Below are 19,499 nucleotides of genomic sequence, written 5' to 3'. Positions count from 1 at the left end.
TCCGGAATCTGTCCGACAGTTGACGAAAAGTGATCGGGCAGAAGCGGTCAGCTGACAACGTGCGTGGAATGTCCGCTACGCTCACGCCTCCCGGGACCACGGACGTCTTCAGTCGGTTCTGGTGATTGCCCTCACTCCCGCCCCGATGAAGCAGCCGGAGACCGGACAGATGACCAGGAACCGCCGCGTCCGTACCGCCGCCCTGGCCGCCGTGGCGCTGAGCGTGCTGGCCGCCTGCGGCTCCGACGAGGATCAGAACGCGGCGGTGGCCGACGGCCCCACCCCGGTGCGCTGGATCTACGACCACACGCCCACCTCGGCCGACCTTCCCGTGCTGGTCGGGCTGCGCGAGGGCTGGTTCTCCGAGGCTGGGCTCAAGGTGACGACCACCCCCGGGGGCAAGGTCGATCAGCTCCGCTCGGTGGCCGACGGTCAGCACGACCTGACCCTGGGCGGCGGGGTCGAACTGCTGCTCGCGCAGGCCGAGGGCCTGCCGGTGAAGGCGGTCGGGCTGGTCCAGCCGCAGGCGCTGGAGGGGCTGATCTGCCGCCCGGGCTCCAGCATCACCGCCGACAACCCGGAGAGCCTGCTCGACCGGAAGCTGGCCACGGCCGGCAACGACGCCGACGACGCGGTCTGGCAGATCTGGCGCGACCGGGAGGGCCTGCGTGGCCGGGTGAACGAGGTGGCCCCCGACGCCGGGCTGCCCCTGCTGTTCCAGGGCGTGGTCGACTGCTACCCCGAGTTCCTCACCCTGGCCCCGCTCCAGGCCGAGCAGGAGTTCGGGGCCAAGCCGGTGGTGTTCCCGTTCGCCGAGCAGGTCGGGGTGATCGGCCAGGTGCTCGACGTCAACACCGACTTCGCCGAGAAGAACCCGCAGGCAGTCTCCGGGTTCGTCGACGTCTACGCCCGGGGCATGCAGTGGGCCGTGCAGAATCCGGCCGCCGCGGTGGCGCTGATGAAGAAGACCTACCCGCAGATCGACGAGGCGGTCACGGCCAAGGAGCTGGAGGAGCTGGGCTACCACTGGGGAGCCGGCCGACAGCAGAAGAACGGCTACCTGGCCATCGACGACCGCGCCTGGCGCGGCACCGTCGAGGCGCTGACCCGGGCCGGCCGGCTGAACGAGAAGCCGGAACTGGCCGAGGTATACACCAAGGAGTTCCTGCCGGAAAAGCCCTATCTTCCGTGATCTTGGTCGTGCTGACCGATAACGAAATGCGGTTCTGGTCGGATTCTGCCGTGGCCCGGGAAACCCCGGGACCGGCTCGGGCGGGCGCTGGGCGTGAGGCTTTGGTCGCATTGCTGCCCTCGTGGTGCATGAGCGCCGTCTGAGACTTTTGTGCGTCTCGTGGCTACCCGGTCGTACCTTGTGGGACCGGGCACGGGCCGGTGCCCGACCAACGCTGTGAAACGGACTACCGCATGCCTCATGTCGTCGTCATCAACCCGACCAGCTCGGCGGAGATCACCGCGGGGATCCAGGAGTCGCTGGACCGGGCCGCCCGCCGCTGGGGAGTCGGCGCGACCGCGGTCACCTCCTACGGCGGGCCCCGAGCGATCGAGACCGACGACGACGCCCGCGCGGCGGTCGGCCCCCTGCTGGCCACGGCCGGACAGCACCGGGCCGACGCGTACGTGGTGGGCTGCTTCTCGGACACCGGTCTGGACGAGCTGCGGGCCGCCGCACCGGTGCCGGTGGTCGGGATCGCGGAGGCGGCGCTGATCTCGGCGATGGCGCACAGCCGGCGGATCGGCGTGGTGAGCACGCTGCCGATGGCCACCTTCCGGCACGAGCTGTACTGGGCGCGGCTCGGGGTGAGCGGCCGGGTGGTGGCCGACCTGGCGATCGGGCGCGGCGTGCTGGAGCTGGGCACGCGGGAGGCGGCGAACGCGGTGCTGTCGGCCTCGCGGGAGCTGGTCGGCCGCCGAGGGGCCGAGGCGGTGATTCTGGGCAGTGTCGGGATGGAGCGCCTGCGTGGACCGCTGGCCGACGAGCTGGGCGTGCCGGTGATCGAGCCGTGCGCGGCCGGGGTCGCGATGGCGGTGCAGGCCCTGGCCGACGCGCCTTCGGCGCCGCGGACCGTGCCCGCCCCCGAACCGGCGGCCTACCGCCCCGAGCCGGACTACGAGGCGCCCTACCGGCCCGAGCCCTCCTACCGTTCCGAGCCGTCCCGCGAACCTTCGTACGAGCCTTCCTACGAACCCCGTTACGACTCCGGTTACGGATCGCGTTACGGCTCCGAGCGCTACGGCAGTTCGGACCGTGGGCACTACTCCGCGCAGCGCCGCTCGTCCGAGGTCTACCAGTAGCTGTCCCGCTCGGCGCCTTTGATCGGTACCGTCGGTCCGGCCGGCGGACGGCTGGGCCGGGATCGGCGCTGGAGGAGAAGAACGATGGGTGGATACCTGGTGGCGGCGGCGACGTCGGGCCTCGGGCACGCGATCGCGCGGCAGTTGGTGCTGGCCGGGCACGACGTGTCGATCTGCGGGCGCACCGCGGAACGGGTCGAGACCGCAGTGACGGCGCTGAACGAGGGGGCGGTCAACGGCACCGCCACCGGGCGGCCGGTCGACCTGACCGACGGCGCGGCGCTGGAGGCCTGGGTACAGGACGCCGCCGGCCGGTTCGGCGGCCTGAACGGTGTGGTGGTGAACACCGGGGGCCCGCCCGCCAAGGGGTTCGACGCCACCGAGGACGAGGACTGGCAGCTCGGTTTCGACCTGCTGCTGCGGCCCGCCGTGAGGCTGGCCAAGGCGGCCCGGCCGCACCTGGTGAAGGGCGGGAGCAGCGTGCTGTTCTGCACCTCCAGCCAGGTCCGGGAACCGTCCGACGACCTGATCCTGTCCAGCGTGTTCCGCTCCGGCGTGGCCGCACTGGCCAAGTCGCTGAGTCGTAGCTGGGCCCCCGAGGTACGGGTCAACCAGCTGATCCCCGGCCGGATCGCCACCGCCCGGGTGGAGCAGCTGGACCAGGGGCGCTCCGAGCGCACCGGCCTCCCGGTGTCGCAGATCCAGCAGGAGTGGGACGCGAAGATCCCGGCCGGCCGCTACGGAGACCCGGACGAGTTCGCCGCCGCCGCAGTGTTCCTGCTCTCCCCGGCCGCCTCCTACGTCACTGGAGTCAGCCTGCAGGTCGACGGCGGGCTGATGACCGGGATCTGAGCCGGTCCCGGGGATTCGGCGGTGATCCGGACCCACCCGTCGGCGCACGATCCGGCCGGGTTGCTGCGTAGGGTGTCGGGTGCACGGGCAGGTTCGGTGACCGGACGAGCAGGGTGGCGATGATCAACTTCGTGGTGGACGGCGACCCGCAGGCCCCGGTCCTGGTGCTCGGGTCCTCGATCGGCACCTCGCACCGGATGTGGGACCCGCAGCTGCCCGGCCTGGTCCAGAACTTCCGGGTGCTGCGCTTCGACCTGCCCGGCCACGACGGCCGGCCCGCCCCGGCCGGTCCCTACACCGCGGCCGGGCTGGCCGCCCAGGTGATCGAGGTCGTCGACAGCCTGGGCATCGGGTCCTTCGCCTACTGCGGGCTCTCGATGGGCGGGGCGATCGGCCAGCAGCTCGCGCTCGAGAACCCCACCCGGCTGACCGGGCTGGTGCTGGTCTGCACCTCGGCCACCTTCGGCGACAGCCCGCAGCCCTGGCTGGATCGGGCGGCCCGGGTGCGCGCCGAGGGCCCGGGCTTCCTGGTCGAGCTGTCCCGGGGGCGCTGGTTCGCGCTCGAGCAGCCGGTGCCGCCACTGGGCCGGGAGCTGCTCGAGGCCCAGAAACTGATCGACCCGGAGGGCTACGCGGCCTGCTGCGAGGCCCTGGCCGCCTTCGACACCCGCGCCGAGCTGGGCCGGATCCGCGTGCCCACCCGGGTGATCGCGGGCGCCGAGGACGTGGCCACCCCGGTCGCCATGGCCCAGCAGCTGGCGCAGGGCATCCCGGGCGCCGACCTGGTGGTCCTGCCCGGCGCCGCGCACCTGGCCAACGTCGAGCAGCCCGCCGCCGTGCTCCAGGCCGTGCGGGAGCTGCTCACTCCTCGTCGGTGACCTCGCCCAGCCGCGAGGTGGTGGCGCTGTCCTCCTGCCCGCCGAAATACTTCTTCAGCACCGAGCGGAACACCGTGCGCTCGGGATCGGCGTAGGCGAAAAGCGTCATCGAAGAACGCAGTTTGGCCGCGTCCACCGGGCCGAGGACGCGCTCGGCGCTGAGGTCCTGCAGGTCCATCAGGGTCGTGGTGCACTCCAGCAGACGCGGCCCGAGCACCGGGTGCTGCAGGTAGGCCTGCGCCTCGGGCAGGCCGCTGATCGCGTAGCGCACCGACGTGGCGCTCAGGCCGAGCCCGGCCACCTGGGGGAACACGAACCACATCCAGTGGCTGGTCTTGTTCCCGGCCCGCAGTTCGCCCAGCGCCCGCTGGTAGGTGCCGTCGGCGTCCTGCGCCTCGACGAAGCGGGTCAGGTCGAAGGGGTCGTCACTCATGCCCTGAGACACTAGTGGCCACCCGACGCAGACGAGCGTACGGACGCTCTCGGGCACGATCCGTCCAGGATCTCGCCTTCGCGGGTGGTCCGGTCAGCGGCTCTCGCTGATCATCGTGGCCAGGACCCCGGGGGTGAGGGCCTGGAACATGTGCTCGACGTCGCCGGGATAGACCATGTAGTCGCCCGGGCCGAGCTCGACCGGGTTGCTGGTCGGCCCGACCAGGGCCCGCCCGGCGCCCATCACCACGTGCTCGATCGTGCCCACCTTGTGCGGGTCGGAGATCCGGCCGGGGCCGATCTCCACGTTCAGCCGGTACACGTCCCGGGTGACCCCGGCCGGACCGGCCGACATCAGGTAGGCCGCGTAGTCGCCCTGCTCGTTCATCAGCGCCGTGCCCTCGCCGTTGCGGACCACGTCGATCTTCGGCCGCGGGGGGTCGATCAGCCGGCTCACCGGCAGGTCGAGCGCGGTGGCCAGGGCCCACAGCGTCTCCACGTTCGGGTTGCCCGACCCCGACTCCAGTTGCGACAGCGTGGACTTGGCCAGCTTGGCCTGCTTGGCCAGCTCGCTCAGGGACAGGCCGCTGCGCTCGCGCTCGGTGCGCAGGGCCGTGGCCAGGACGGCCTTGGGATCGAGCGGGGCCTCTTCGTCGGGAAGCATCAGTTCGCTGTACCGATCACTCGTTCTGTTTGACGAACGCATGAGGTTACGTTCATCCTTACGGTCATGCGTTCAGTATGGCGAACGGTGGATAGGGAGCGCACCCGGGTCATCGCCCTTTTGTGCGTTGCGGACGGATTGGTGGCCGTGTCCTTCGGCGCGGTGGCGGTCGGCGGCGGGCTCGCCCCCTGGATCCCCATCGCCCTCTCGATCCTCGTCTTCGCCGGTGGGGCCCAGTTCGCCGCGGTCGGCACGGTGCTCTCGGGCGGCTCCGCCACCGCCGCAGTGGTCACCGGCCTCCTGCTCAACGCCCGCCTCCTGCCCTTCAGCTTCAGCGTCTCCGACGTCATCCGCGGGCGCAGCCCCCTGAAGCAGGCGGTGGGTGCCCAGATCGTCACCGACGAAACCGTGGCCATGGCGATCGCCGAGCGCGATCCCGAGCGCCGGGCGGCCGCCTTCTGGGTCTGCGGGCTGTGCCTGTTCGTCTGCTGGAATCTCGGGGTACTCATCGGCGCCGGGCTCGGCGCGCAGATCGGCGACACCGACGCACTTGGCCTGGACGCAGCGTTCCCGGCCGTACTGGTGGCCATCGTGCTCCCCGCCCTGAACACCCGCCGCCTCCGGCTGGCAGCCGGAATCGGCAGCGCCGCAGCAGTTGCCAGTGCCCCGGTGCTGGCGGCCGGCCTGCCGGTGCTTGCCTCGCTGACCGGCCTGGCCGCCCTGGCCAGGCGACGTGCCAAGAAGAGCAAAAGCCCTGCTGAAGAACCGCGTTCGCCCGAGGTTTCGGGTTCACGGGAGACGCCACGCTCAGCGGAAGTCTCGAGTCTCCCGGGACACCGCTCACCCGAGATCTCTTCTCCCTCTGAGGGGTCGAGTCTGGCGGGTCGCCGCTCGCCCGGGGATTCCCCTTCTCCCGAGGGTTCGGGTCTGCTGGGTCGCGGCTCGCCCGGGGCTTCATCTTCTCCCGAGGGCTCAGGTCTGCTGGGTCGCCGCGCGCCTGGGGGTTCCTCGTCTTCGAAGGGTTCGGGGCGGCCGGGGCGCGGCTCGTCCGGTGATTCGTCCTCCCTGGAAGGCTCGGGTCTGCCGGGTCGCCGTTCGCCCGGGGCTTCCCCTTCTCCCGAGGGCTCGGGGCGGCCGGGGCGCGGCTCGTCCGGTGATTCCTCCTCCATGGAAGGTTCGGGCCTGCCGGGTCGCCGCTCGCCCGGAAATTCCTCTCTCCCGGAAGGCTCGGGCCCGCCGGGTGATTGCCCACCCGACAACTCCCCTTCCCACGAAGGCTGCCTCTGATGTCTCTCCTGGCCATTCTCGTTCTCGCTGCAGGCACTTTCGCCTTCCGCATCGCCGGTCCCCTGCTGGCCGGCCGCTACGACTTCTCCCCGGCCGCCCAGGCCTGGATGACCTCGGCCGCCACCGTCCTCCTGGCCGGGCTGATCGCCACCTCCACCCTGATTCAGGACGGCGCCTTCGCGGGTTGGGCGCGCACCGCCGGGGTGGGTGTGGCTGTGCTGCTGGTGCTTCTGAAGGCGCCTTTTCCGGTGGTGGTGATCGCGGCAGCGGGTGCCGCTGCCGGGCTTCGGCTGGTGGGTGTGGCCTGAAGTGGCTTAATGGGTAGGCAGCTGAATCCGCGGTCGAATACGAACGCTCGGTGTGATGCCCATTCCGTAGAGTGCGGCACCCATTCATTGCTGAATATTGTTTAACGCTCGGATGTGAGCCTTGTCGCGGCAACCTTTTGCTGCCGACCGCCTCCCCGATCTGCGCAACTGCCTCTGACCTGCGGTCAATCCAGTCTGCGACCCAAATCGCACGTCGCGTCAGGGTCGCTTGCGGGCCGGGTCCGGATTTTGCGGATTGACGGCAGATTCATGGCTTCTTGATCTTCCCCTGACATCGCGACCAGCAGCATTTTCGAGATGTGTTGTGCAGTCGGTGCGTAATGACGGTGTTCCGCCCGGTGACCACAACTGAAACGTGATCGGCCTGCTCGAAGGGGCCGGAGGGAGAGAGACCTTGGTCCCCCAGGAGCCGGCGCCGCTCCCCGTCCGCCCGCGGCTGGACTTCGAGGCCGGTCCGGTCACCGGTGCGACGCTGGCCACCGGCCAGATCCCGGTGATCGACCCGCAGCCCGGCCAGACGGTCGCCGCCCAGCCGGTCGAGTCGTTCGAGGCCGAAGAGGAACCCGAGAAACGCAGGCCCGTCCCGCGGCAGGACGACGACGCCGCCTGGACGGCGAGTCTGCGGCTCCCCAGCGCCGACGAGGCCTGGGCGCAGGCCCCCCGCGAGGCGGGCTGGAACTATCCGCAGATCTTCGACGAGCCGTCCCCGGCGTTCGCCGACGAGGTCCACCGCCAGTCGCCCGATCCGGCGGCCAAGGGCCAGACCCCAGCCTCAGCGGCCTGGGGTCAGCCGCGCACCGAGGCGGCGCCGGTTCGGTTGGACGCTGAGGGGGTTCGGGGCCGGTCGCGTGCTGAGGCGGCGCCGGTTCGGTTGGACGCTGAGGGGGTTCGGGGCCGGTCGCGTGCTGAGGCGGCGCCGGGTCGGTCGGACGCTGAGGGGGCCCGGGGCCGGTCGCGTGCTGAGGCGGCGCCGGGTCGGTCAGACGCTGAGGGGGCCCGGGGCCAGTCGCGCACCGATGCGGTCCCGGTCCGGTCGCGCGCTGAGGCGGCCCGGGGTCAGTCGCGCACCGATGCGGTCCTGGCTCCGTCACACATTGAGGCGACCCCGGTTCGGTCGCGCGTTGAGGCGTCCCGGATTCAGTCGCGCACCGATACGAACCTGGCTCAGTCGCGCACCCAGGCGGCCTCGGCTCAGCCGTCCACCTGGGCAGCCCCCACCCAAGCCCCCAGCGCGGCCACCCCGATCACCGCGCCAGTGCCACTCATCCCCGTCACCCCAGCCACCCCGGCCGGTGAGATCCGCAGCGGTGGTGACCAGAACCCGTCCATTGTTTCGAATGCCGTGAACACAACGGTGGATGGCCCACCCACCGCACCCACCACCGCCCTCCCGCTGCGGCGTGAGGTCCGCGAGCAGCACAGCGAGCCGGCGCCGCGTCGATCCCGCCTCAGCACCGCGCTCGGTGTGCTGAAAAAGGCTCTGGGGCGGCGGGAGACGCGTCCCCACCGGCGGGGTGCCGATCCGAACACCCTGGGCACCCGGTTCAGTCCGCGGGCGAACCATCTCGGCCTGATGCGGCTTTCGCTGGCCCTGGTGGTCGGCTTCACCCACGCGGCGGTGATCGGGTACGGCTGGCAGCCGATGATCGGGCACGCCGAGATCGGTGAGCTCTGTGTCGATGCGTTCTTCGTGCTCAGCGGGTTCCTGCTGGTCGGCAGCTACCTGCGGCTGGACTCGGTGCGGCGCTACGCCTGGCACCGGTTCCTGCGCATCATGCCCGGCTTCTGGGTGTGCCTGGTGGTCAGCGCCACCCTGCTGGCCCCGCTGATCGCCTGGCTGCAGGACCAGCCGATGAACACCCTTCTCACCGGCGAGGACTCGGCGGTCGACTACGTGATCCGCAACGCCTCGCTGCTGATGCGGCAGTGGGGGATCAGCGGCCTGCCCACCGACGTGGAGATGGCCGGGGTGCTGAACGGCTCGCTCTGGACGCTGTTCTACGAAGCGGCCTGCTACGCCTCGATCATCGCGCTGGGCGTGTGCGGCGGTCTGCGGCGGCGTCCGGTGATGACGCTGGGGGCGGTCGGCGCGCTCTGGGTGGTCACGGTGCTGAACGACTACCAGATCATGTACATCGGCCAGGAGCGCATCCTGCGGCTGTCTTTCATGTTCCTGATCGGCTCGGTGCTCTACCTCTACGCCCACCAGGTGCCGGTCAACCGACTGCTCACGCTGGCCGCCGGCGGGGTGATGGTGGTCGGGGTGCTGTTCTTCGACGACTACCGGGTGATCGCCGGGCCGGCCTTCGGCTACGTCCTGATGGCCCTGGCGGTCTCCCGGGTGAAGCTGTGGGAGCCGCGCACCGACATCTCGTACGGGCTGTACGTGTACCATTGGCCCCTGCTGCAGATCCTCAACATCGTCGGTCTGGCCGCGTTCAGCCTCTGGGTGTTCGTCCCGGTCGGCATGGCCCTGTCGGCGGTGGTGGCCCTGCTCTCCTGGAAGCTGGTTGAGAAGCCCGCCCTGACCTTCAAGGACGCGGGCTGGGTGACCTGGAAGCTCCCGGTCGCCCGCCCCGCCACCTCGCAGGCCTAGAACCTAGGGCGTGCCGGTGGAACTGGGGGAGGGGTCGGTCGCCTGGGTCGGGGTGGAGTCGCCGGCGGTGGCGGCGATCGAGGCGTCGCCCGCCTCGTCGGCCGTGCTCACCGGTTCCGGTGTGATCTCGTCGGGCGTGGCCAGCGCGTCGTCGGACAGTTCCACGCTGGACCACTCCTGAACGGTGGTCAGGTTGGTGGCGCTGGCCGGGACCGGCTCGCCCAGCCCGTCGTCGACCGAGCAGGTGCGCTCGGCGTCGATCGGCTGGGGCTGGAAGTAGTGCACGTCGAAAGCCGAGTTGTTGCCGTAGGTCTCGCCCCGGGTGAGGTCGGGCAGGGCGGGGTCGGCCAGGGCGTAGCGGATGATCCGGGTGTACTGACAGTTGGTGCCCACCGAGAGGATGGAGAACTCCATCGGGGTGCTGCCCTGGGCCAGCAGGCCACCCAGGCCGGTGGTGCCCTCGATCAGCCGGATGTAGTCGCGGTCGCCGGACTGCAGGTCGGCGGTGTCGTTCTGGTTGTGCACGTGCCCGGCGCCGACCGCACGGACCGAGGGGCCCAGGGTGGTGGCCATGGCGTCGGCCATGATCGGTTCGTGGGCCAGGAGCAGGTCGAAATAGGTTTCGCGGTTCAGGTTCTCCACGGCTGAGACGGCCGCCTCGGTCTGTACCCGGGTGACCACCTCGACGTCGTCCGAGCCCGCGTCCCCGGGGGCGCCGTAGGTGCGGGGATCGCCCACACCGTAGATCTGCAGGCCCATCGCGGCCACGACTTCCTGGTCCAGCACGGTCACCCCGGGGATGTCGGCCATCCGCCGGGCCACGCTGCCGGAGTCGTGGTTGCCCTTGATCCAGATCATCGGGGTGGTCTCGGTGATCCGCCGGATCGAGTCGACGTAGCTGCCGGTGAGTTCGGCGGTGTTGCCCACCAGCGTCTCGTCACCGGTGTTGATGATCAGCCGCACGTCGTTCGCGTCGATGTACTCCTGCAGGTAGTTGTAGATGTCGCGACGGTGCACGTCGGAGATCAGCATGACGTTGTAGGCCGTGGGCGGGGTGTCGGTGGACGTGGGGGGCCGGGTGAGGGCGTCCTGCAGGCGCAGCACCGCGCGCACCTTGTCGGCCGCTCCGGCGTCCCGCGCGTCGAGCGCGGCCAGCTTGTCCGGGGTGGCGGCGATGTCGGCCAGCAGTCCGGTGACGGCGTACCTCTGCCACCAGTCCGAGCGGTAGGTGAGGCCGGCCGTGGCGGCCAGGCCGACCATGGCCAGCACGGTCGAGGTGGCCACCAGGGTGCCGGTGGCGGCCAGCCGGTGCCGCCGGCTGCCGGAGCGCACCGGGTCGCGGTTGGCCAGGACCGACACCGCCCCGTCGACCAGCAGGTCGCCGATCAGGGCGCCCACGGCCAGACCGATGATCGCGGCCCCGGCGAAGTGCAGGACCATCGAGGGGATCCGGTCTTCCAGCTGGGACCGGAAGTCGGTGGTGAAGGTCGCGCCCCCGTTGGTGGCCTCGCGCACCGCATCGAGGTCGATCCGTGGGGTCACGTGCAGGCCCAGTGGGACGGCGGTGACGTCGCGGAACTGCAGCGAGCCGAGGCTGGAGTCGACCGTGATGCCCTTGTGGGCCGGGGTCACCGAACCGGAGACAACGATGTCCACATTCGCGACTGTCGTCCGGTAGGGGTAGATCGAGACGGCGATGCCGGCCATGGCCAGCGCCGCCAGCAGAGACACGACGAACCGGACCGCGGCCCGCCACGGGTGCTCGGGCCGACGGAACATCTGCTGGACGGTGTAACGGCGCACGGAGGACAGCCTGCGGCGGAAGGTGCCCGCCGGGCTCGGGGCGGCCGGTTCTTCGGAGCGCTGATCAGACTCGGACATCGGGATCGAGGCTACTCAGGCGGGCGCCGAACGGCGCGCTGAAACCCGAGGTCAGGAGTCCTGGCGATGCACTGCGCCGGCTTCGGCTGCGGTGTGTGGATCGATGATCACCGGCAGTTCCCGGGGGATCGCCAGAACCGGGCACGGCGGGGCCAGCAGCACCCCACGGCTGATCGACTCGCGCACCGGGCGGTAGAGCTCACCCGGGCGGCTCCCGACCACCAGGAGTTCGGCGTCCTGCCCCAGCTCGGCCAGGGCGTCGGCCGGGTCGCCGGTAGTGCGCACCACGCTGAACTGGACGTCGGGAACACTCCGGACGGCCTCGTGCACGCCCCAGCCGGAATTGCCGTGGCTCGGCTCGACGTGCAGCACCTGCAGGTCGAAGCCCCGGCGCCGGGCCTCCTGGGCCGCGGCCTTGACCACCTCGGCGTCGGAGGGGTGCGAGCCCACCGCCGCCAGGACGAACGGGTGGGCACCCAGCGGTCGGCGGGGCTGGTCCTCCGGCACCACCAGCACCGGACACCGGGCCGCTCGCAGCAGGGCGGCGCTCACCGAGCCGGGCTCACAGGCGGGGGCGTTGTAGCGGCCGGAGGAACCGATCACCAGCAGGCGGGCCGCGCTGATCGGGAACGCGCCGGGCTGAATGTCGGCATCGTCCAGGCAGTACCCACTGATGTTGGGCAGGGGGTAGCGCAGCCGCAGGGCCTCCACCGCATCGGTCAGCCCCCGCCAGGCCGCCACCACCCCGGGGGCGTCGTCGGTGTGCTGATCGCGCGGCTGGTGCCCGGCGCCGGTGCGTCGGCGCAGATCGGTGATCAGCGTGAGCGGCAGGTGCCGGCGCTCGGCCTCCTGGGCGGCCCGGTCGAGCAGCCGGGTGTGCTGCCAACGACCGTCGAACCCGGCCACGATCCGCGGCGTGTGCTCACCCTGCATGGCCCGCTCCCGTCGTCTAGGGCGGCCTCGTGAACCGCACCCCCAGCCTGCGGGGCGCTACCGCCCGGCGGTCAGAGGCGGGCGGCATCGGGGGTTCGGGACCAAGGTCCTGCGATCAGGGGCCCGACCGGGGTCCAAGGACTTTCGACCCGGCCCGGCCCGCTGGATACGGTGGAGACGAAGGTCTTTCCGCAGACGGACGAAGGCGAGGAACGGACTGTGATCCGGGTCTTCCTGCTCGACGACCACGAGGTGGTCCGGCGTGGGCTGGTCGCCCTGCTCGAGGCGGCCGGGGACATCGAGGTGATCGGCGAGTCCGGCTCCGCCCAGGAGGCCCAGCGCCGCATCCCCGCGCTGCGTCCCGATGTCGCCATCCTCGACGCCCGGCTGCCCGACGGCAGCGGTATCGACGTCTGCCGCGAGGTGCGCTCGGCCGATCCGGAGATCAAGGCGCTGATCCTCACCTCCTACCAGGACGACGAGGCGCTGTTCAGCGCGATCATGGCCGGGGCGGCCGGCTACGTGCTGAAGCAGGTGCGCGGCACCGACCTGCTCGACGCGGTGCGCACGGTGGCGCAGGGGCAGAGCCTGCTCGACCCGGCGGTCACCCAGAAGGTGCTGGAACGCATCCGCAACGGCGACAAGCCCGCGGAGCCGGACCAGCTGGCCGCCCTCACCGCCCAGGAACGCCGCATCCTGGAGCTGATCGCCCAGGGCATGACCAACCGGCAGATCGGCGAGACGTTGTTCCTGGCCGAGAAGACGGTCAAGAACTACGTGTCCTCGCTGCTGGCCAAGCTGGGGGTGGAGCGCCGCACCCAGGCCGCGATCCTGGCCACCAAGCTGATCCAGGGCCGCTGAAAAGTCTCCGATTGAGGACGTTCGTGGGCACCGATGGTGCCCACAGACGTCTTCAGGTGTGTGGTTGGCTGTCGCAGTGAAGATCAGAGCTTTCGAGGACGCCGACTGGCCGGCTGTGTACGCGATCATCCAGGAGGTGATCGAGGGCGGCGAGACGTACGCCTACGACCCGCAGTGGTCGGAGGACGAGTGCCGCGAGGTGTGGGCCGGGCCGGCGCACACGATCACCGTGGTCGCGGTCGACGACGACGGCACGATCCTCGGCACCGCGCACTCCGGCCCTAACCGGCCCGGGCGCGGATCACACGTCTCCACCGCGAGTTTCATGGTCTCCGGTCAGGCCCGGGGCAAGGGCGTGGGGCGGGCCCTGGGCGAGTACGTGCTGGCCTGGGCCCGCTCGGCCGGCTATCACAGCATGCAGTTCAACGCCGTGGTGGAGAGCAACACGGTGGCCGTGAAGCTGTGGCACTCACTGGGTTTCGAGACGATCGGGATCGTGCCCGAGGCCTTCGACAGCCGGGCCCACGGTCTGGTCGGGCTGCACGTGATGTACCAGAAGTTCTGATCAGCGGTCGTTCTCGCCGGCCTGGTGCCGCTCGGTGTCCTTCTTGTCCCGGGCGCCCTCCGGCACCGGGCCGACGTCCGACTGCGGCTTCTGGTCGTGCTCCTGGTTGCGCTGGCCCTCGACCGGCTCGCGCTCCTTCATCCGCAGCAGCAGCACGCTGACCGACAGCACGATCACCAGCAGGCCGAGCAGGCCGATCTGCACGGCGAAGGCCGTCGGGTCCTTCGTGCCCTCGGTGGTGGGGTTGCCCTCCAGCACGTTGGCCACCTCGACCGACAGCAGGATGATCTCCTTGATCGAGACGATGATCCCGACGATCAGGAACGGCTCGGCCACGATCTCCCGGCGGGCCAGCGTGGTGCGCACCGCGAAGATGAGCTCGACCAGGATGAACACCAGCAGCAGCCGGTCCAGCAGCTTGAGCACCGCCTGGTCGGGCTTGTCGCCGACGTGCCTCAGTTCCAGCGCCGCGTCACCCAGCAGGACCACCGCGCCCACCACGAGCAGGGCCGCCACGCACACGTAGACCGCGTCCTCGGCCAGGCGCAGCGTGCGCTCGCCGATGTTCGCGATGCGGTGGCTGGTGCCGTCCACACCGTCCATGGTGTCGTCCACGGCGCCGTCGACGGCCCTAACGGCGCCGTGGGTGCGCTGTCCTGAGCTGGGCATGCATGCAGTGTCCGGGTAGATGTCGATCTTCGCTACCGCAACGGCTAGCCGACCGTGCTGACCTGCGGCTTGACTGCCACCACGGGGCACTGGGCGTCGAGCAGGACCTGCTGCGAGATGCTGCCGAGCAGCAGCTTGCCCACCGGCGAGCGCCGCCGCAGGCCGATCACCAGCAGGGTCACCCCCTCGACGTACGAGGCGTCGATCAGTTCGGCCGCCATCCCGGCGTCCGAGGCCTGCTTGGTGGTGATCCGCACGCCCGATGCGGAGGCCGCCTTGACGTCGAGGGCGCAGGCCTCGGCGTCGGCCGCGTCGCTGATCACCAGCAGATCGCTCTGGTGGTGCAGGGCCTCGTCGAGGCCGTGCCGGAGCGCGGCGCGGCCCTCGGGGGTGGGCCAGTAACCGACCACGATGCTCATCGCGGCATCCCTTCTCAGTAGACCGGATTCAGCACACTGCCGGTGTGCAGGAAGCTGTCGAGGTTGGCCAGGGTGAGGTCGGCCATCGCGGCCCGGGTCTCGACCGTGCCGCTGCCCAGATGCGGCAGCAGCACCACGTTGTCGAGGTCGAGCAGCCCCTGGGGCACCTTCGGCTCGTGGGCGAACACGTCCAGCCCGGCTCCGGCCAGGCCGCCGCTGGTGAGCAGATCCACCAGGGCGTCCTCGTCGACCACGCTGCCGCGGGCGATGTTGACCAGGTAGCCCTCCGGCCCGAGAGCGGTGAGCACCTCTCGGCTCACCAGTCCCCGGGTGCTGCTGCCCCCGGCCGCCGCCACCACGAGAACGTCCACGTCCCGGGCCATCTCGGTGAGGTCGGCGGAGTAGGTGTACGGGCTGTCGGCCACCTGATTGCGGTTGTGGTAGCTGATCGTGCAGCCGAAAGCGACCAGCCGGTGGGCGATGGCGCCGCCGATCCGGCCCAGGCCCAGGATGCCGACCTCACGATTGCTGGCCTGGCGCCTGAGGGGGAACCGGCCCTGAGCCCACTGCCCGGCCCGGACGAACCGGTCCGAGGCACTGAAACCGCGCATCACGTCGAGCATCAGCCCGACCGCGGTGTCGGCCACGCAGTCGGTGAGCACGTCGGGGGTGTTGCTGACCAGGATGCTGCGCTGTCGGGCGGCCTCGACGTCGGTGGTGTCGTAGCCGACCCCGAAGTTGATGATCGCCTTCAATGCAGGCAGTTGCGCCATCAGGTCGGCCGACACCCCGACGCCGCCGGAGGTGACCACCGCGGTCACGTCCGCGGCCTGCTGGGTCAGGAAGGCGGTGCGCTGTTCCCCCTCGTCGGGCAGCACCAGGGCCTGGTGGCGTCGTTCGAGGGTCTCGGCGAGGGTGGGCATGAGCGGCCCGACCTGTAGCACTGTCATCTCGGAACTCCTTGTCAGCGGTCCAGGGCCGGGCGCTTGGGATCGAACGACCAGCCGGGGATCAGATACTGCATGGCGACCGCGTCGTCCCGCGCGCCGAGGCCGTTGCGCAGGTACACCTCGTGCGCCTCGGCGAGCTTCTCCTCGTCCAGCCGCAGCCCCAGCCCGGCCGCCTCCGGTACCCGCACACAGCCGTCCTCGATCAGCGGCGGCTTCTCGGTCAGCCGTTGCCCGTCCTGCCAGATCCAGTGCGTGTCGATCGCCGTGATCTCGCCCGGGGCGGCCGCGGCCACGTGCGTGAACATGGCCAGGGAGATGTCGAAGTGGTTGTTGGAGTGCGAGCCCCAGGTCAGCCCCCAGGCCTCGCAGAGCTGGGCGACCCGCACCGAGCCGGCCATCGTCCAGAAGTGCGGGTCGGCCAGCGGGATGTCCACCGCCTGCGCCTGCACCGCGTGCCCGAGCTGACGCCAGTCGGTAGCAATCATGTTGGTGGCGGTGGGAAGCCCGGTGGCCCGGCGGAACTCGGCCATCACCTCACGCCCGGAGTAGTCGCCCTCCGCACCACACGGATCCTCCGCGTAGGCCACCACACCCCGCATCGAGCGTCCGTACTCGATCGCCTGCCGCAACGGCCAGGCGCCGTTGGGATCCAGGGTGATCCGGGCGTCCGGGAATCGCTCGTGCAGCGCGGTCACGGCCGCGACCTCGTCGGGCCCGGGCAGGACACCGCCCTTGAGCTTGAAATCGGCGAACCCGTAACGAGCCTGGGCCGCCTCGGCCAGCGCCACCACTGCTTCGGGGGTCAGGGCCTCCTGGTCGCGCAGCACGTCCCAGGCGTCGCCGTCGGTCTGACGTCGGTACGGCAGATCGGTCTTGGCGGAGTCGCCGACGAAGAACAGGTACCCGAGCATGCGTACCGAGTCGCGCTGTTGCCCCTCGCCGAGCAGATCCGCCACCGACACCCCGAGGTGTTGCCCGAAAAGGTCGAGCAGCGCCGACTCCAGTGCAGTGAGCACGTGCACGGTGGTGCGCAGGTCGAAGGTCTGCCTACCCCGGCCGCCGGAGTCCCGGTCGGCGAAAGCGGCCCGCACCTGGCGCAGCACGGCGTTGTACCGGCTGATCGGCTGTCCGACCACGAACGGCGTGCTGTCGGCGAGGGTGGCGCGGATCGCCTCGCCGCCGGGCACCTCGCCCAGGCCGGTGTTGCCGGCCGAGTCGGTCAGGATCACCACGTTGCGGGTGAAGTACGGGCCGTGGGCGCCGCTCAGGTTCAGCAGCATGCTGTCCTGCCCGGCCACCGGCACCACGCGCAGGTCGGTGACCACGGGCACTGCAACGGTCATCGCCGATCCCCCTCTAGTCCCGGCCGAACTGTCCGTCGAGCTGCCGGAAGATGCCCAGCTCGTTCGCGTCGTCCAGCCCGGCCGGCCGCAGCGCCGCGGGCAGGTCCTGGTAGGCCACCGGCCGCAGGAACCGCTCGATCGCCAGGGTGCCGACCGAGGTGCTGCGGCCGTCGTAGGTGCTCGGGAACGGCCCGCCGTGCACCATCGCCTGCCCCACGTCCACGCCGGTCGGCCAGCCGTTGAAGATCACCCGGCCGACCTTCAGCTCGAGCTCGGGCAGCAGTTCGCCGGCCACTTCCAGGTCGTCGTCGTTCGCGTGCACCGACGCGGTGAGCTGCCCTTCCAACGCCTCCACCACCGAAGGCAGCTGAGAGACGTCCTCAAGCCGGACCACCAGCGAGGTAGCCCCGAAAACCTCTTCGTGCAGCGTGTGATCGCTCAGGAAGGCCGAACCGGAGGTGGTGTAGAGGTGTGCGACCCCGGGCGCGTCGATCGAGTCGTCGGTGAGCCCGTCGGCCACGGCCTTCACCTGCGGGTGACCGGCGTAGCGCTGAGCACCTTCCCCGTAGGCGGCGCAGATACCCCGACTGAGCATGGGGGCAGCGGCCGAGGAGCTCACGGCAGCAGACGCCGCACTCAGGAACGCGTCGAGCGCGGGGGAGTCGACGGCGAAGACCAGACCGGGATTGGTGCACAGCTGCCCGACCCCTGTGGTCAGGGAAGTAACAAAGGACGCCCCCAGTGCCTCCGGGGCTGCCTCCAGTGCGGAGGGGAGCAGGAAGACCGGGTTCACGCTGGACATCTCGGCGTAGACCGGGATCGGCACCGGGCGAGCGGCAGCCGTGGCGGCCAGCGCCAGACCGCCCGAGCGGGAGCCGGTGAAACCCACCGCGCGCACTCGGGGATGGGCCACCAGTGCGGTGCCCAGAGAGGAACCGCCGCCGTACAACAGGGAGAAGACGCCCTCCGGAAGGCCGGATTCGGCAACCGCCGACTGAATTGCGCGCCCGACGATCTCCGACGTACCGGGGTGCGAGCTGTGCGCCTTCACGATCACCGGGCAGCCGGCGGCCAGGGCCGAAGCGGTGTCACCCCCGGCCACCGAGAACGCCAGGGGGAAGTTCGAGGCACCGAACACGGCCACCGGCCCCAGCGGGATCTTGCGCTGACGCAGGTCGGGGCGGGGCAGGGGCTTGCGGTCGGGCAGCGGGGGCTCGATCCGGGCGCCGATCCAGCTTCCTTCGCGCAGCACCCGGCCGAACAGCCTCAGCTGGTTCACCGTGCGGGCGAGTTCGCCGCGCACCCGGGGCTCGGCGATCCCGGTCTCGGCGATCACCCGGGCGACCAGTGGTTCGGCCACCGCCTCGAGGTTGGCGGCGATCCGGTCGAGGAAGGCGGCCCGCTGCTCGCCGTCGGTCTGGCGGTAGGTGCCGAACGCGGCCCAGGCCAGCTCGGCGGCGCGGTCGACCTCGGCGCTGCCGCCCAGGCCGTAGGTGGGCTTGAGCTCCTCGCCGGTGCGCGGGTCGCGGCCGGTCACGGTGCCCGCGGAGCCGAGCACGGCGGAGGCGCCGATCAGCATCTCGCCGGTGAGTTCAACGGTCGGCATCGCTCAGACCACCTTCTTGACCAGGTCGGTGAGGTCGGACAGCTCTTCGGCGGTGAGGTCCACCAGGGGCGGGCGCACCGATCCGGCCGGGCGGCCGACGGCCTGCAGCCCGGCCTTGACGATGGAGACCGCGTAGCCGGAGCGGCGGTTGCGGATCTCCAGGTAGGGCAGGACGAACTCGCGCAGCCGGCGGTACACGTCCTCCCGGTCGCGGTTGCGCACCGACTGGTAGAAGTCGCCGGCCCAGCGCGGGGCGAAGTTGTAGATGGCGCTGGAGTAGGTGGTGGCGCCCAGCTCGAGGTAGGGCAGCGCGTAGGTCTCGGCGGTGGGCAGGCCGCCGACGTAGACCAGGCGGTCGCCGTGGGTGGCGTACAGGCGGGCCATCAGGTCGATATCGCCGATGCCGTCCTTGAAGCCGACGAAGTTGTCGAACTCGGCGACCAGCCGGTCGACCGTGCTGTGGTGGAAGCGGGCGTTGGCCCGGTGGTAGACCACCACGCCCAGGCTCGTGTTGGCGCAGACCCGGGCCACGTGGGAGTACAGGCCCTCCTGGTCCATCTCGGTGAGGTAGGGCGGCAGCAGGAAGACCCCGTCGGCGCCGGCCCCCTCGGCGGCCTGGGCCATCTCCACCGCGATCGCGGTGCCGTACCCGGCCGGGCCGACCACCGGCACCTCGGTGACCTCTTCGGCGCTGATCCGCACGACCCGCTCGACCTCGGCCGGGGTCAGGCAGAAGAACTCGCCCGTGCCGCCGGCCGCGAACAGCCCGGTCGCGTCGAACTCGCGCAGGTACCGCAGGTGCGAGCGCAGCCCTTCCTCGTCCAGGTTCAGCTCGGCGTCGGTGTGCGTGACCGGGAACGACAGCAGACCCGAGCCCAGGGCATCGCGCAGTTCGGTGGGCGAGAAACGAGACATCGACGG

Annotated in this window: 19 protein-coding genes; 9 read left to right on the top strand and 10 right to left on the bottom strand. The window is 70.8% G+C overall.

The window, feature by feature from the left end; translation table 11 throughout:
* Positions 1 to 169: 169 nt before the first annotated feature.
* The 4 genes from LWF15_RS01590 to LWF15_RS01575 all read left to right on the top strand — a co-directional run bounded on the left by LWF15_RS01590 (position 170) and on the right by LWF15_RS01575 (position 4,043).
* Positions 170 to 1,192 (top strand): ABC transporter substrate-binding protein, encoded by a 1,023-nt coding sequence (locus tag LWF15_RS01590; RefSeq protein ID WP_232808500.1) that lies wholly within the window; start codon positions 170 to 172, stop codon positions 1,190 to 1,192.
* 233 nt (positions 1,193 to 1,425) lie between these two features.
* Positions 1,426 to 2,313 carry an aspartate/glutamate racemase family protein gene (locus LWF15_RS01585; RefSeq protein ID WP_232808499.1) on the top strand — a complete coding sequence of 296 codons (888 nt, stop codon included), beginning with the start codon at positions 1,426 to 1,428 and terminating at the stop codon, positions 2,311 to 2,313.
* Between the two features lie 84 nt (positions 2,314 to 2,397).
* Positions 2,398 to 3,165, top strand: a complete 768-nt coding sequence (locus tag LWF15_RS01580; RefSeq protein ID WP_232808498.1) for an SDR family oxidoreductase — start codon at positions 2,398 to 2,400, stop codon at positions 3,163 to 3,165.
* Between the two features lie 119 nt (positions 3,166 to 3,284).
* Positions 3,285 to 4,043, top strand: coding sequence for an alpha/beta fold hydrolase (locus LWF15_RS01575; RefSeq protein ID WP_232808497.1), 759 nt, complete (start codon positions 3,285 to 3,287; stop codon positions 4,041 to 4,043).
* On the opposite strand, the gene LWF15_RS01570 is transcribed toward LWF15_RS01575, so the two are convergent.
* Both LWF15_RS01570 and LWF15_RS01565 read right to left on the bottom strand, forming a co-directional pair.
* The gene (locus LWF15_RS01570) at positions 4,027 to 4,476 is read right to left on the bottom strand and encodes a DUF1810 domain-containing protein (RefSeq protein ID WP_232808496.1); all 450 of its coding nucleotides are present in this window, start codon (positions 4,474 to 4,476) and stop codon (positions 4,027 to 4,029) included. The genes LWF15_RS01575 and LWF15_RS01570 overlap by 17 nt on opposite strands.
* 93 nt (positions 4,477 to 4,569) lie before the next feature.
* Positions 4,570 to 5,139: a helix-turn-helix domain-containing protein gene (locus LWF15_RS01565; protein ID WP_232808495.1), complete on the bottom strand. Its 570-nt coding sequence runs from the start codon at positions 5,137 to 5,139 to the stop codon at positions 4,570 to 4,572.
* A 66-nt stretch (positions 5,140 to 5,205) separates the two neighbouring features.
* On the opposite strand from LWF15_RS01565, the gene LWF15_RS01560 reads away from it, so the two are divergent.
* From LWF15_RS01560 to LWF15_RS01550, 3 genes are all read left to right on the top strand, one after another.
* Positions 5,206 to 6,426, top strand: coding sequence for an AzlC family ABC transporter permease (locus LWF15_RS01560; RefSeq protein ID WP_269809413.1), 1,221 nt, complete (start codon positions 5,206 to 5,208; stop codon positions 6,424 to 6,426).
* Positions 6,426 to 6,734, top strand: a complete 309-nt coding sequence (locus tag LWF15_RS01555; RefSeq protein ID WP_232808493.1) for an AzlD domain-containing protein — start codon at positions 6,426 to 6,428, stop codon at positions 6,732 to 6,734. Before LWF15_RS01560 ends, LWF15_RS01555 begins: the two co-directional genes overlap by 1 nt.
* A gap of 415 nt (positions 6,735 to 7,149) precedes the next feature.
* Positions 7,150 to 9,351, top strand: a complete 2,202-nt coding sequence (locus LWF15_RS01550) for an acyltransferase family protein (protein ID WP_232808492.1) — start codon at positions 7,150 to 7,152, stop codon at positions 9,349 to 9,351.
* A gap of 3 nt (positions 9,352 to 9,354) precedes the next feature.
* Here LWF15_RS01550 and LWF15_RS01545 read toward each other — a convergent pair whose 3' ends face one another.
* Entirely contained in the window at positions 9,355 to 11,232 is a 1,878-nt protein-coding gene (locus tag LWF15_RS01545) for a metallophosphoesterase (protein WP_232808491.1), read from the bottom strand.
* A 51-nt stretch (positions 11,233 to 11,283) separates the two neighbouring features.
* The gene (locus LWF15_RS01540; RefSeq protein WP_232808490.1) at positions 11,284 to 12,165 is read right to left on the bottom strand and encodes a universal stress protein; all 882 of its coding nucleotides are present in this window, start codon (positions 12,163 to 12,165) and stop codon (positions 11,284 to 11,286) included.
* 219 nt (positions 12,166 to 12,384) lie between these two features.
* Between LWF15_RS01540 and LWF15_RS01535 the strand changes: the two genes are divergently transcribed.
* Together LWF15_RS01535 and LWF15_RS01530 are read left to right on the top strand one after the other, a co-directional pair.
* Positions 12,385 to 13,026 (top strand): response regulator, encoded by a 642-nt coding sequence (locus LWF15_RS01535; RefSeq protein WP_232808489.1) that lies wholly within the window; start codon positions 12,385 to 12,387, stop codon positions 13,024 to 13,026.
* 76 nt (positions 13,027 to 13,102) lie between these two features.
* A complete protein-coding gene (locus LWF15_RS01530; protein WP_232808488.1) occupies positions 13,103 to 13,591 on the top strand; it encodes a GNAT family N-acetyltransferase in 489 nt (162 codons plus the stop codon).
* On the opposite strand, the gene LWF15_RS01525 is transcribed toward LWF15_RS01530, so the two are convergent.
* From LWF15_RS01525 to kdgD, 6 genes are read right to left on the bottom strand one after another with little or no spacing between them, the layout of a single operon-like run.
* A complete protein-coding gene (locus LWF15_RS01525) occupies positions 13,592 to 14,260 on the bottom strand; it encodes a phosphate-starvation-inducible PsiE family protein (RefSeq protein ID WP_232808487.1) in 669 nt (222 codons plus the stop codon).
* 44 nt (positions 14,261 to 14,304) lie between these two features.
* Positions 14,305 to 14,679 carry a universal stress protein gene (locus tag LWF15_RS01520; RefSeq protein WP_232808486.1) on the bottom strand — a complete coding sequence of 125 codons (375 nt, stop codon included), beginning with the start codon at positions 14,677 to 14,679 and terminating at the stop codon, positions 14,305 to 14,307.
* A 14-nt stretch (positions 14,680 to 14,693) separates the two neighbouring features.
* A complete protein-coding gene (locus LWF15_RS01515; protein ID WP_232808485.1) occupies positions 14,694 to 15,629 on the bottom strand; it encodes a 2-hydroxyacid dehydrogenase in 936 nt (311 codons plus the stop codon).
* 14 nt (positions 15,630 to 15,643) lie between these two features.
* Entirely contained in the window at positions 15,644 to 16,972 is a 1,329-nt protein-coding gene (locus LWF15_RS01510; RefSeq protein ID WP_232808484.1) for an enolase C-terminal domain-like protein, read from the bottom strand.
* 13 nt (positions 16,973 to 16,985) lie between these two features.
* Complete coding sequence (locus LWF15_RS01505; RefSeq protein WP_232808483.1) at positions 16,986 to 18,578, bottom strand: aldehyde dehydrogenase (NADP(+)); 1,593 nt, start codon at positions 18,576 to 18,578, stop codon at positions 16,986 to 16,988.
* A 3-nt stretch (positions 18,579 to 18,581) separates the two neighbouring features.
* Positions 18,582 to 19,493, bottom strand: a complete 912-nt coding sequence (kdgD, locus tag LWF15_RS01500) for a 5-dehydro-4-deoxyglucarate dehydratase (RefSeq protein ID WP_232808482.1) — start codon at positions 19,491 to 19,493, stop codon at positions 18,582 to 18,584.
* Between the last annotated feature and the right edge of the window lie 6 nt (positions 19,494 to 19,499).

It is taken from the genome of Kineosporia rhizophila, from assembly GCF_021277265.1.
GTDB classification, from domain to species: domain Bacteria; phylum Actinomycetota; class Actinomycetes; order Actinomycetales; family Kineosporiaceae; genus Kineosporia; species Kineosporia rhizophila.
The sequence above is the reverse complement of the archived record's forward strand: the minus strand, read 5'-3'. Positions and strand labels throughout refer to the sequence as shown.